This is a genomic window from Anabaena sp. CCY 9613 (assembly GCF_963920895.1).
Lineage (GTDB): Bacteria > Cyanobacteriota > Cyanobacteriia > Cyanobacteriales > Nostocaceae > Cyanocohniella.
The window spans coordinates 110685-123797 of sequence record NZ_CAWUDE010000007.1 but is presented as its reverse complement, the minus strand read 5'-3'; the positions used below and the strand labels follow the sequence as shown (position 1 = coordinate 123797).

General features: G+C 42.1%; 13 protein-coding genes. 5 read left to right on the top strand and 8 right to left on the bottom strand.

Translation table 11 applies throughout. The features are described 5' to 3' along the window. Positions 1-3: 3 nt before the first annotated feature. Both ACM0OT_RS10620 and ACM0OT_RS10615 read right to left on the bottom strand, forming a co-directional pair. Positions 4-354 carry a YtxH domain-containing protein gene (locus ACM0OT_RS10620; protein WP_414542347.1) on the bottom strand — a complete coding sequence of 117 codons (351 nt, stop codon included), beginning with the start codon at positions 352-354 and terminating at the stop codon, positions 4-6. Between the two features lie 114 nt (positions 355-468). Further along, positions 469-804 (bottom strand): hypothetical protein, encoded by a 336-nt coding sequence (locus ACM0OT_RS10615; RefSeq protein ID WP_414564322.1) that lies wholly within the window; start codon positions 802-804, stop codon positions 469-471. Positions 805-1027: 223 nt separating this feature from the next. On the opposite strand from ACM0OT_RS10615, the gene dpdE reads away from it, so the two are divergent. Further along, complete coding sequence (dpdE, locus tag ACM0OT_RS10610) at positions 1028-4330, top strand: protein DpdE (protein WP_414564419.1); 3303 nt, start codon at positions 1028-1030, stop codon at positions 4328-4330. A 62-nt stretch (positions 4331-4392) separates the two neighbouring features. Here the strand turns inward: dpdE and ACM0OT_RS10605 are convergent, their stop codons facing one another. Further along, positions 4393-5133 (bottom strand): dienelactone hydrolase family protein, encoded by a 741-nt coding sequence (locus ACM0OT_RS10605; RefSeq protein ID WP_414564321.1) that lies wholly within the window; start codon positions 5131-5133, stop codon positions 4393-4395. Between the two features lie 260 nt (positions 5134-5393). On the opposite strand from ACM0OT_RS10605, the gene ACM0OT_RS10600 reads away from it, so the two are divergent. Next, entirely contained in the window at positions 5394-5780 is a 387-nt protein-coding gene (locus ACM0OT_RS10600; protein ID WP_414564320.1) for a 6-pyruvoyl trahydropterin synthase family protein, read from the top strand. A 656-nt stretch (positions 5781-6436) separates the two neighbouring features. Then, on the top strand, positions 6437-6652 hold the full coding sequence (locus tag ACM0OT_RS10595; RefSeq protein ID WP_414564319.1) for a hypothetical protein: 216 nt from the start codon (positions 6437-6439) through the stop codon (positions 6650-6652). Positions 6653-6714: 62 nt separating this feature from the next. Here ACM0OT_RS10595 and ribD read toward each other — a convergent pair whose 3' ends face one another. The 4 genes from ribD to ACM0OT_RS10575 form a co-directional block, all read right to left on the bottom strand. Further along, complete coding sequence (gene ribD / locus ACM0OT_RS10590) at positions 6715-7947, bottom strand: bifunctional diaminohydroxyphosphoribosylaminopyrimidine deaminase/5-amino-6-(5-phosphoribosylamino)uracil reductase RibD (RefSeq protein WP_414564318.1); 1233 nt, start codon at positions 7945-7947, stop codon at positions 6715-6717. 357 nt (positions 7948-8304) lie between these two features. Beyond that, a complete protein-coding gene (gene mreD, locus ACM0OT_RS10585; protein ID WP_414564317.1) occupies positions 8305-8922 on the bottom strand; it encodes a rod shape-determining protein MreD in 618 nt (205 codons plus the stop codon). A gap of 91 nt (positions 8923-9013) precedes the next feature. Beyond that, positions 9014-9799 (bottom strand): rod shape-determining protein MreC, encoded by a 786-nt coding sequence (gene mreC, locus ACM0OT_RS10580; RefSeq protein ID WP_414564316.1) that lies wholly within the window; start codon positions 9797-9799, stop codon positions 9014-9016. A 94-nt stretch (positions 9800-9893) separates the two neighbouring features. Next, a complete protein-coding gene (locus tag ACM0OT_RS10575) occupies positions 9894-10901 on the bottom strand; it encodes a rod shape-determining protein (RefSeq protein WP_414542339.1) in 1008 nt (335 codons plus the stop codon). Between the two features lie 364 nt (positions 10902-11265). On the opposite strand from ACM0OT_RS10575, the gene ACM0OT_RS10570 reads away from it, so the two are divergent. Then, positions 11266-11628 carry a single-stranded DNA-binding protein gene (locus ACM0OT_RS10570; RefSeq protein ID WP_414564315.1) on the top strand — a complete coding sequence of 121 codons (363 nt, stop codon included), beginning with the start codon at positions 11266-11268 and terminating at the stop codon, positions 11626-11628. A gap of 49 nt (positions 11629-11677) precedes the next feature. Here the strand turns inward: ACM0OT_RS10570 and ACM0OT_RS10565 are convergent, their stop codons facing one another. After that, positions 11678-12424 carry an SIMPL domain-containing protein gene (locus tag ACM0OT_RS10565; RefSeq protein ID WP_414564314.1) on the bottom strand — a complete coding sequence of 249 codons (747 nt, stop codon included), beginning with the start codon at positions 12422-12424 and terminating at the stop codon, positions 11678-11680. Positions 12425-12678: 254 nt separating this feature from the next. Between ACM0OT_RS10565 and ACM0OT_RS10560 the strand changes: the two genes are divergently transcribed. Continuing rightward, entirely contained in the window at positions 12679-13092 is a 414-nt protein-coding gene (locus ACM0OT_RS10560; RefSeq protein ID WP_414564313.1) for an EVE domain-containing protein, read from the top strand. Positions 13093-13113 lie beyond the last annotated feature (21 nt).

The following is a 13113-nucleotide window of genomic DNA, read 5'->3' as shown; positions in this document are numbered from 1 at the left end:
CATCTATGAGCGTTCTAATTGCTGGGAAAGGGGATCTGAGTCTTCTGGCGCTTGTCGCTGCTTCAAGATTTGGCTTTCGCGTTGGCTAGCATCTACACCAGCTGCGATCGCCTCTCGCAGTCTCTCCAATGTATCATCCCAGTTGCGTAGTGCGCTGGCAGATAAACGATCTGCCTGAATTTGCACACTTGTTGATAAATCTTCCGCCAATTCTGGAATGGCATTCGCCGATTTTTGCAAAATTTTACGCGTTTCTCGCCCTGAACGAGGAGCTACGAGTAATCCGGTCAAAGCACCGATAGTTGCTCCTAGCATCATTCCGCCAATAAATACACCAGAACGGTTATTAGACATCTTAATTGTTCCTCTCCTTACACCCATTTTAGGTGTGATTTCTCCCCTTGCAAGTCCCAAATGATTTTATCTAATTAATGCATTTTGACGATATATCATCTTGAAATATTGTTTTTATTTGGTAACAATTTTTCTTCCTCTTCCTAAGCCTGGTCTACCAAAAGGGCGTACCCAAAATCGTCGTCCGAAAAGTAGCAGGCTGATAATTTGACGCACTTGTAAAATTTGTAACTGTAGCCCTTGATTACCCTGGCGCAAGTTATGAATTTTCTGCTGGCTAATATCAATCCTTTCGGGTGCTGTATAAAGGGCAGCATGGACAGCACGTTCATAGTCAGATAATTTATCAGCTATTCGCCCTATTCGTCCCTTGAGTTTCCACATTTGCCAAGCGACAAAAAGTAGTACCAGTGAAATAAAGGTATTAATTACGACAACTGTCGTTACCATTGCTGACCTTGACTAGCTTGAGCCTTCAGAAATTGTGATTGATTGCTTTAACAAAGTTCTGACTTGATCATAGCGACAGTATGTTGATAGACACCATCAGGCATTTTCCCATCCCTTCTGTCTCTAATTTCAGTTGCCAGATCCTGGTTATCGAGCTAGTGTGGAGAGTTGCTATTGCTGTTGGCGTAGTAATTTGTCTTAGTGTCTTCAGATAACTCGAATGATGATTGAGCTTGGTTCACTGGTGCAGTCCCAGAGCAACTATTTGGGAATAGGAAAAGTTACTGAAATATCTCATCCTGATGTCAGCGTTGAGTATTTTTGCTCAGGAGGGCAGCGCCTCCAAAAAACTTTACCTTTAGATTCGCTGTCTCAAGTCAGGCTTCAGCCGCAAACTCGCTGCTATATTAGCTCACCCAACCAGGATACATGGATAATTGGCAGAATTTGTGCGTGGGATGAAGATACAGAGATGTATCAAATTGATTTACCTGATAAGAAAAGCACAATTGCAACTGAGCAAGAAATTTACGTTCGTTGTAATATACCTGTTTCTGACCCCATTGAAACCTTGGCAATGAAGGGTCATGAAACGCCTTACTTCCACGATAAAAGATTGGCTTTCGTCAAAAGCCTAATTCAGCAACGTGCCATGAGTCGGGGTATGAGAGGGCTAATTTCGGCAAACATTGATCTTTATCCACATCAAGTCGAAGTTGTCCGGCGGGTACTAGAAGACCCAATTCAACGCTATTTGTTAGCAGATGAGGTGGGACTTGGAAAAACTATTGAAGCGGGTGTAATCCTCCGTCAATACCTTCTGGATGAACCAAAAAAAGGTGCAGTGGTATTAATTCCGCAATATTTGCTGAAACAGTGGCAAACTGAGTTAGAAAATAAATTTTATATTTCCCATTTTGGTAAACGGGTAGTGGTGCTGGCGATTGAGGATATTCACCGCATTAACCCGAAGGCGAATATCGGCTGTTTAATTGTGGATGAAGCTCACCACATTGCGGCGATGGCCACTTCTAGAGATGCAGCAGTGCGACAGCGTTTTGAGTCTTGTAAAACTCTGGCGCATAAAAGCGATCGCTTGTTTTTATTATCGGCTAATCCGGTTTTCAATCACGAGCAGAATTTCCTCGCAATGCTGCATCTACTCGATCCGAAAACCTATCAACTGCATGATTTGGCAGGTTTTCATGCCAGAGTGGAAAATTGCCAGGAAATTGGCAGAATACTCCTCTCGTTGAGGGAAGGCGCAAGTACTAGTGTTTTGCAAACTCACCTCAAGCAACTACGAAGTTTATTGGCTGAAGATGAGTACCTCATGAAGCTGGCGGACAATTTGGCAAAATGTTTATCAACCAAGTCTACTGATACAGATGCCATTATCCGCGAAATTCGTAGCCACATCAGCGAAACCTATCGCCTACACCGCCGGATTCTGCGTAACCGTCGCGCTGCGGTAGAAGATGTGATCTTTGATCGGGATGTGACACCCAAAGAAGAATATGATTTAGACGAGCGATCGCTTGATATTCACGAAATCCTGGAACAATGGCGTAGTGTCGCCCCTAAAGAACATCAATATCAGCGTATTTTTCTGTTATTATTCTTAGCGGCTGGTACTTGGTTAGGGATTTTAGAACAGGTAGTTACTGCACGTGTCAGCGGTAAACCCCATAATCAACTCATCCCAGAGTTTAAAGAAGAAGATATTCGCCTATTGACAGTAACTCCTAAGTTTTCCGGAGAAGAAGAGATTTTACAATCTTTGCTCAAAGTAATTCGTCAGCCTGTGGAAGATGGAGAACGCACGGAAAATTTACAAACAGTACTGCTAAATCAGTTAGCCACGTACTTCAAAATTTCCCCAACTATTCGCAGAAATAAGCAAGAATTACTCACCAGAATACAGCATAGAATTCGCCGACCAATTCCTGGTGATGTTCTGCCCAAAATTGTTGTATTTACCAGTTTTACCCAATCATGTACAGCAATTGTCCAATGTTTATCTCGTAGCTTCGGTGAAGAGACAGTTGCTAGCCATCAATTAGGCGAAAAACGCGAAAAAGTTGAGGAAAATTTAACTAGGTTTCAAAATAATCCCAACTGCTTTATTTTGGTATGCGATCGCTCTGGAGAAGAAGGGCTAAATCTCCAGCTAGCCGATTGCTTAGTTCACTTTGATCTGCCTTGGTCGCCTAATCAATTAGAACAAAGAATTGGCAGATTTGATCGCATTGGCAGCAAAATTGGGATTCAATCTTCGGCATTAATTGGCCCCTACTTGGAAGATAGCCAGCATAATGCTTGGTATCAACTTTTGAAAAATGGCTTTGGCATCTTTGAACAATCAATTGCTAGTCTACAGTTTTATGTAGATGAGAAACTGACAGAGTTAGAAACAACTTTGTTTCAATCAAGTGCTGCGGGATTGTTAGCCATGATTGAGCCTATTAAGCAACAAATCACTGCCGAAACAGTGAAACTTAGCGAACAAACAGCTCTCGATGAAATTAATATTCTCGATGAAGGTACTACTCAGTATTTTCAAGACCTTGATGATTATGATGCTTGCCATGTAGACATGAAACAAGCAACTGAAGGTTGGGTTTGTGATGCGCTGGGATTTAAGTCGGCCATGAACCCCAATTCCCAAGAAATTAAACGTTATCAACCAACAACGCGCACTTTAGTTTCTGTAGATGAGTTAAAAACTCACTTTGCTAATAATAATACAGACCAATTTGGCACTTATAACCGCAGAGTTGCCAACCAAAATCCTGGTACCAAAATATTCCGCATTGGGGAAGGATTGATAGAAGCACTTGTGAGCTATATCAATTGGGATGACAGAGGTAAAGCCTTTGCTGTGTGGCGTACTGATGAATCTTGGGATGCTGCGCCAGGGAAGGAGTGGTTTGGCTTCCGGCTTAACTATCTAGTGGAAACAAATTTAGAACTAGCTAAGAAAGTTTTAACAACTCACCAACTAGATAATTCTCAAGCTAAAATTTTGCAGCGGCGTGTCGATGGTTTATTTCCCCCCATTATCGAAACGATCTTTATTGATGGTCGCAGTGATGCCATGAGCATTGTTGAAGATGATTTACTCTTAAACATTCTGCAACGTCCATATAAAGATAGAAACAATGATAGATGTAGAGATTACAATCTAGCTAAAGAACGCTTAGGCATCATTGATGATTTTGTTGAGCCTAGTAATTGGAAAAGTTTTTGTTATCAAGTGCGTAGCAGTTCTGAAAAATTACTTGCCAATCGTCCTGATTTTATTAACTTACACGAACAATGCGCTCAAGTTGCCCAGCAAAAATTAAGCAAAAGAGTAGAGCAATTGCGCCTGCGCCTAAATCGTCAACCAGGGGATTCTGCACTGGCTGAAGAATTACAACTAGAAACTGCTTTAAGTGCAGCAATTTTAGAAGGAATTCACCAGCCTTTGGTTCGGCTTGATTCTGTCGGTTTTATGATTGTATCCGGGCGATCGCCTATGTAGTAAATAGGGTTTCTCGGTTAGGGGTTAGGGATAATAGCGACTTTTTCCCATCTCCCTACTCCCTAATCTGCAAATACCCGTTCCCAAAATGTTACTATTTCTGACCAAGCAGCAGTAGCCGCCACCGCATCGTAGCGATAACCGTCATCGCGCATGAAGGTGTGTTCTGCTTCATACAACAGAACTTTGTGGGGTACGCCAGCACTCTCCAGGGATTGAATTAAAGTTTGACGATCATTTTCTGGGATGTGGGGGTCAAGAGTACCAAGCACCATTAGCATCTCACCTTTGATTTCATTTACCCGGTGAATGGTGTCAGCTATTCCCTGACCTAATTTTCCACTGGGAATACCAGTAGGGTAGCAACAAACTGCGGCTTTAATTTCGTTTTGAAAAGCTGCTCTAAAAGCTAAATGTCCACCAATACAAAAACCTAAAGTACCAATTTGTCCTGGAGAAACTGAACTTTCTGCTTGCAAAAATTCAATCACAGCCCGACAATCAGCATCATGACCAGCTATGGGAGTCCGCCGCGCATCATCATTACCCCGCATTCTCCCCAAATCGTCTGGTTCAATAACTGAACCAACTAACTCAAGGCGATGAAAAATCTCTGGTGCTGCTACTACATAGCCATATCCTGCTAAATAGTTAGCTAACCGAATCATGGGACTACCTAATTGATAAATATCGCTATAAAACAGAATACCAGGGTAATTGCCGGCAGGTTTGGGAGATGCTACATAAACATGCATTAAACTGTCGTCTACTCTTAATTCGACATTCCGTTGAGTAATTTGCACTTTTTTATCTCCAAATTAATGGTGTAACGCGTTCATGTACACCTTTAATTATTTCTCTGATTCTTTCTTAGCGATTTATATTAATATACGTTTTTATAATGTATTCAGTTCGACTGCAAAACTTTTTCTAGCTTTCATTGAGGTTTTTCGCAAAAAACATGAATTTAATCTAAAATTACTTGGCAAAACCTTGAAGGTAGCTGTAATGATATAAGTGAGATAAAAATTTATTTAATAATTAGTTACAAGGTGATATTCACATGCCTAAATGGAAACTAGTAACAGAATTCACATTTAATAGCGCTCATTTCATAAAAGATTACAATGGCCCTTGTGGTCGGATGCATGGACATAATTATACAGTCCATATTGAGGCCATATCGACACAGCTGCACTCTTCAGATTATTGTCCCCATCCAGTTATGGTCGCTGACTTTAAAACTTTACGCTGGGCTAAACAAGATGTGACTAAAGGAGGACTTGACCACTGTGTTCTCAATGAAGTTATGCCTAGTGAGTACGAAACTACTGCGGAAATGATTGCCCAATATATTCATGATGAAACTAAAAAACGGATACCTCCAGATGTACAGCTAAAAGTACATGTTTCCGAAACACCTAATAGTTGGGTTGAATATGAAGAATAGAAAAGTAATCAAGGCAGTTGGTGTTGTCAGTTTCATATAACAAAACTGCCTTTTTTCGTCTTGAAAGGCAACTTAATATACTAAAAATAAAGCTTTTACTTGTATCATACCAAGATAAACATAAGAATTACATTGGCTGTTTGTTGGCAGAGCCTCAGCTAGAAGCTTAAAACTCAGTACAACTTGCATAGCCTAATTTATTATTGCCTTCAAAGCGGAATGTTACTTGCTAATCCGTCCTTGTAGAGTTAAGATTTGGTTAATAAATAGTTACTCTTTTATTAGCTAATTGATTAAGGAATGTGGATTTAATAAGAAAATACAGAACCTCACCCCCAACCCCTCTCCTTGGTAAGGAGAGGGGAGACTTTGACGCAAGTCAAAGACGGGGTGAGGTCAAAAACTAGACTTGCATATTATTTAATTCATGTTCCTAAATTCATTTTTAATTACAATCGCCACATCACAAAAAGTAACTTAGTTAATTTTTATTAATTTGTAAATGTAGTAACTCAATGCTTAAACTTCATAAAGATATAAATCTCTCTATTAAGTTTTTAATAATACTTATCTCAGCTTGTACATTTTGGTCGTAAGTTGCCACCAGAATTGTGTAATCTGAAGAGAGCTAAGCTAATGATTAAATTGAGGTCTTAATGACTCCTAAGATGCTGCGTCAGCTTTGGTCTGTGGTTGAAAATTCCCAAACCAAGACACTTTTGCAAATGGACGATGCTAGCTTGGTAAAATGGCTGGTAAAACAAACTACAACTCAAGCGTTGTTAGATCCCAAAGAAACTGATTTTCTCAGTGACTACATTCAATCTCGGCTATCACTCATACGTGATCTCGCTTATGAACGCCAGTGTTAATAGCAACCAATTCACATGAGTCCACAGTCAATAGCAATAACTATTGGCTATGAACTTATTAATTATTGGGTTTTTTGAGGTAAATAACCTTCAACCAAGCAATCAGAACCCACAACCCGCCAACGAACTCGTTCTAAGGGCAAAGCTTCTGTCATAGTGGTAAAACCCAAGTCACCTACAGGTGTAGGAGCATGACTACCACCAATGATTTTAGGAGCAATAAAAGCCAGAATTTTTTGTACAGCACCTTGAGCGATCGCACTGGCGGCTAAAGTACCACCACATTCCCACAGCACACTACAAAAACCCCGCTCATATAAATGTGCCATTACCAAGTCTGGTGTCAGGGATGCTAATTCCATAACCTCAACTCCCTGTTTGAGCAAGAAGTTTTGCAACTCAGGTGAGCTACCCTTCTGTGTCAACACCAAAGTAGGAGCTTCCGCAGTTTGCCACAAACGAGCATCTTCAGGCAAGTTGAGATGACGACTCATCACCACCCTCAGGGGATTATGCACTCCCACCTGATGACTCGTTAAGTAAGGATTATCTTTTCGTACTGTATTACCACCGACAATTATGGCATCACACGCCGCCCGTAGTTGATGAACTTCACTGCGGGCATCTTGGTTTGTCACCCAAGCACTATGACCAGAGGTAGTAGCAATTTTGCCATCTAAAGTCATGGCATATTTCAAAATTCCCAAAGGTCTTTTATGCAGAATCCGATGAACAAAACCTTCATTTAGCTGATGACAGGCTTCGGCTTCTACTCCTACTAGCACCTCTACCCCAGCAGCACGTAAACGGGCAATACCACCGCCAGCCACCAAAGGATTGGGGTCAACCATACCCACTACCACCCTGGCCACACCAGCTGCTATTAACGCTTCCGAACAAGGGGGAGTACGTCCGTGGTGATTACAAGGTTCTAAGTTGACATAAACTGTCGCCCCACAAGCGCGATTTTCCTGGTTCGAGTCCGTACCCACACCCGCTGCTTTCAAGGCAAAAACTTCTGCATGAGGTTCACCAGCACGGGGATGAAACCCTTCCCCGACAATTTCCCCATCTTTAACAACCACAGCCCCCACTAGTGGATTCGGTGAAGTTCGCCCCAACGCACGGCGAGCCAGTGCTAAACACCGTTGCATCATAGCCCGGTCAAATTCACTGCCTACCCCCTGTATTGTGGGTGAATCAGATTCAACAGGCGATCGCAATATATGCCCATTTTCCTGAGTGTAATTGGGTAGAGATGCATCTGCTTGAGCAACCACTGGGAAATTATCCATAATTTTGGGCGGTACTATCAATATTTTGCACGCTAGCTGCTGTTGTCGTCATACTTCAGCAGTGATATCCAGGCGTTAGAGTTTGTTATTGAGTATCTTACTCAACTCTAGCTTGAATCAATATTGCCAGTACTTGCCTAAATTCTAGAAAAATTTAGCAGTGAAGATTAGGATGTCGAAAGCAGGGGAAAAGTATCTTCCCCATGACCAATGACTAACTCTAGTACAGTTCGGCGTAAATAGAGATTCAAAAAGTTCAAATGCCCAAAATAAAAACCTTTTGACTTTTGAACGCCAGTTGCTACAAGTCGGGGAACCCGCCCAACGCACTGGCTCCTTTTGACTTCCGCGCAGCGGTTAGCCTTGCTCTAAAAATTTCATTTTCTGCCACCACAGATTTAAGGGATAATAAACCACAGGCGCCCAAAGACTACTGAGAACGGCAGAGGCTAGAGCAACCTGTTGATAATATGCCCAAATGTATTCGGCTTGGCCATCGCCGAGCAAAGTCAATTGAAATGCAAATATAGTTTCTGCCAACACTGCCATGACAAAGACAATTAAGGCAATAGAAATAAAATCTTCTTGAATAAAACGCTGTTTCTGAAGCAAACCAGTCAAAAATCCGACCATGCCGAGAGCGATCGCATGGGTGGGGTGAGGTGATGTCATAGCATCTTGAAGTAGCCCTAAAACTACACCTGCTAATACCCCTTCCCAGACTGAGCGCTTGACACTCCAGGCTACCACCCAAATTAACAACCAATTCGGCCCAATTCCCAATAATTCCATTCCCGGAAACCGAGTTGGCAACATCAGGACACATAACAGCACCGAACCAACAGTTATAGCCCCATCCAGCAGTTTACGTGTACCGGGATGCCAACGAGCAAGGGGCTTATTCAACATTTTGGATTTTCTTGGTGACGATCTTGGCTGACTCCGCCTACTCTCGCCGAATAAAGGCATCTTCATTATGGTGAAGTTTTCTAGATAATCTGAATTCAAAACGTGCAAAGCGCTAACTAAAAAATATTAACCTTTCGCCTCTAGCCTCTAGCCTCTACTACCGAGACTTTTCGTTTTCCTGTTCTGGATTTATCGGCTTAGGATATACAGCTACCCAATCCAATGACAGTATTGGTGGAAACAATTCAACTGTGGCCACGGATGTTGGCAGTTTCTTTAAATCTAGAGACTTGATGCGTCCCACTGGTAAGCCAGCCGGAAATCTTTGACTGTAAGTAGATGTGGAAACTAAATCTCCTACTTGGACATTAGGCACTTTTTCGTAAAACTCCAGCACAGCTTCCGCCGAAGCATTTCCCCTCAACACCCCTTTGGCAGATGTGCGGCTAATTGTGATCCCCACTTGACTTTTGAGGTCACTAATTAATAACACGCGACTAGTATTAGGTGTGACATTCTCTACCAAACCCACTAATCCGCCGTCAGTTTTAACGATAAAGCCTTCTTCAATTCCCGCTTTTGAACCACGATTGAGAGTCACTTGTTGCCACCAATGGTCAGCACTGCGTCCTACTACCCGCGCGGGAATTGGGCGCGATGAAAGAGGTGCTGCCTGAACATAGCCTATTAAATTTTGTAACTTTTGATTTTGAGTTTCTAAATCAGCTATGCGCGTTTGCAATTCCCAGAAACGGGCATCATTCATCCGCTCTTCTGGACTTGGCCCTGTTTGTAACATTTGCAACGGCCGACCGATCACTTGATACATTTCTAGTAGCAGATGACCCTGAGTCTGTCGCAACATCCAGGCACTACTTACTGCTAGAGCCAGTAAACCGAGTTGTAGTGCTTTCCGATCCCACCAACGACGTAAAGTGACCATTTATACCTGTTTTTACACTCAAAAAGATATTGGATTCTATCTTTATAAAACCCAAATAGAACTCAAATAGAACCCAATATCCCATATTTTTTGACTACATATTGCGAGAACGTCCGCTGAATACACGTTCTAGCTGTTTAAAGTTTTCTAACACACGACCTGTTCCTAGCACAACACAACAGAGAGGATCAGCGGCAATGTGGGTAACAATTCCTGTTTCATGGCTAATTAAGGTATCTATACCTTTAAGCAAAGCACCTCCACCAGCAAGCATGATGCCTCTGTCGATAATATCTGAAGCTAGCTCTGGGGGTGTACGTTCTAATGTCCGTTTTACTGCTTCGATAATTACTGATAGCGGTTCTACCATGCTTTCACGAATTTCAGGACTTTTGATCGTCACAGTTCGGGGTAAACCAGAAAGCAAGTGTAAGCCTCGAACTTCCATCATGCTCTCTTCATCATCATTCGTGGGATAGGCAGAACCCATACGAATCTTGATATCTTCAGCAGTTCGTTCTCCAATCACCAAGTTATGAACTTTTTTGAGATACATAATGATGGCTTCAGTGAGTTCATCCCCAGCAACACGTACTGATTCACTGATTACAGTCCCTTGGAGACTCAGTACTGCGACTTCTGTGGTGCCACCACCAATATCAATAATCATATTACCTGTGGCTTCGGCAACCGGTAAACCTGCTCCTATTGCCGCTGCAATTGGCTCATCAATTAAATACACTTCTCTGGCCCCAGCTTGGGCCGCTGCATCCATAACAGCTCGTCTTTCTACCCCAGTAACGCCACTGGGAATACCAATGACAATCCGAGGTAATATTAAAGACCTACCTTCATTAACCTTCTGAATAAAATGTTTGAGCATCAGCTCGGCCGTATCAAAGTCAGCAATTACACCATCACGCAAGGGGCGGAGGGCAATCACATTTCCAGGTGTGCGACCGAGCATTTTCTTGGCTTCTTCTCCCACTGCCAATGCTACTTTTTCGTTTTGATCGATAGCAACTACAGAAGGTTCTTGGAGAACGATGCCTTTACCAGATACATATACGAGGGTGTTGGCAGTACCGAGGTCGATACCCATATCCCACGATGAGCGAAAGTTCCTAAAAAGACCCACGCGTCTCTACGCCCCTTATTTGCGATACTTTGTTGACTAAAAACTGTTAGAGTTAATAGTGCTGGATTTTATTACGTTTTCTATCCTGAGTCCAGTCAGAATGCCTATTTTGTATTTGGCAATCTTTACTCAGTGTCAAGCGTCCATGTTTTTGATATTCTCTAACCACTTCAATATATCCGTATATTTTTGCAATTTTTGCAAGTAGTTTCCTCCATTCTTATACCCAAAAAGGCTGTTAAGTTTTTAACACATTTTCAATAGCTTCACAATTCGCTATGATGAAAGTCAAAACAATTCAGTACTTGTGTACTAGAAGGTAACCTCTATGAGCATCAATATTGTCACCCTTGTTGGTCGTGTAGGCGGCGACCCGGATATTAAATATTTTGAGTCTGGTAGTGTTAAGTGTAGATTAACACTAGCAGTAAAAAGAAGAACTCGTAATAGCGATGAACCTGACTGGTTCACTTTAGAACTATGGGATAAGACAGCAGAGGTGGCGGGAAACTATGTACGTAAAGGCAGCTTAATTGGAATCAAAGGTTCCTTAAAGTTTGACACTTGGAGCGATCGCCAAACAGGAGCCAATCGTTCTACACCTATTATTAGAGTAGACCAACTAGAATTATTAGGTTCCAAGCGCGATGCAGAAGGCGCTATGGCAGATATGTCTTCAGAACATTTTTAATCATTAATCATTGGCCACAACCAATGATTAATGACCAATCACCCATGACTTAATAACTAATTTGCAACGTTACCGATGCTTCTACCTGCTGTTCACCACCAACTACAGGGGTTGAAGCATCTGCACTAGATAATTTAGCCATCTCAGCCCGCTGCAATATCGGTGGTGGCGGCGCACTTGCACCATTGATTTGCACACTTACCACTTCTTTAGCCTGAAAACCTAAGGTATTAAAAACAGCATCAGCTTGCAGTCGTGCATCTTCGGTTGCTTGTCTTAGTGCTTGTTTTTGTGCCGAGGCGATCGCTTCATCACTAGCAATAAAGCTGACACTACTAATTTCTGTTGCCCCTACCTTTACTGCTTCATCTAACAATATCCCTGCTTTATCAGTAGCAATCCGAAAACTCACAGTATTGCTAGCAGCATACCCAGTAATGCGTTGCACATTATCAGTGTAACTATAAACTGGATTCAGACGGATACCAGTGGTTTGTAATTTTTCTACATTGCGGCTTTTGAGTAAGGCTACCACCGCTGATGACCTACGGGCTGCCTCTTGTTGTACTTCTTGGGCAGTTTTACCTTGAACTACTACACCCAAACTCACCTGGGATAGGGTGGTCGGAATTGTTTCCACCCCACGACCACTAACTGTCAGCGTTCGCCACATTTTTGCTGTTTCTTGGGCTAACCCAGGTTGGATAGAAGTAACAGATAACAGCAAAGCTAATGGTAAAGTTTTCCACAAATTCCCAGTCACCAAAGGAGAACTCGATAAAGCGGTTCTATGCATAATATTTATACTCCTCAAAAAGTATCTACAGATGCTTTTATACAACGTATCTAGTAATTCTCAGTTATCAATAATCAACAAATCAACAGATATCTAGGAATTATCTATCATCAACGACTCAGCACGGACTATAACTGGCTGCACTCATAGCACTGTTTGTATGTTCTTACTTTGACACTGCCATAGTCAAAAGTAAGAATGGTTACATTTTTGGAAACTAAAAAAATTACACCAAAATTTATGGAGGTTTTTTGATGGCATACTGGCTACTAAAAACGGAACCAGATAATTATTCCTATTTTGATCTAGAGCGGGAAGGTAGTACAGTTTGGGATGGGGTTAACAATTCTTTAGCACTCAAACATCTGCGGATGATGGTTCCTGGGGACTTAGCATTGATTTATCACACAGGTAAAGAACGGCAAATTATGGGTATAGCAGAGATAGTCAGTCCACCTTATGCTGACCCAGCGTTAAATGATGCTAAACGGGTAGTTGTGGATCTCAAGGCTATCAAAAGAGTTTCTCAGCCTCTGACCCTGGCGCAAATTAAGCAGGATGGAAATTTCATCGACTTTGATTTATTGAGACTTCCCAGACTTTCTGTTGTCCCCGTATCTGAAGTTTACTGGGGGCGCTTGCAGGAGTTAAGCGATCGCCCAAGTTAGCCCAAGTTAATTTATGACTGG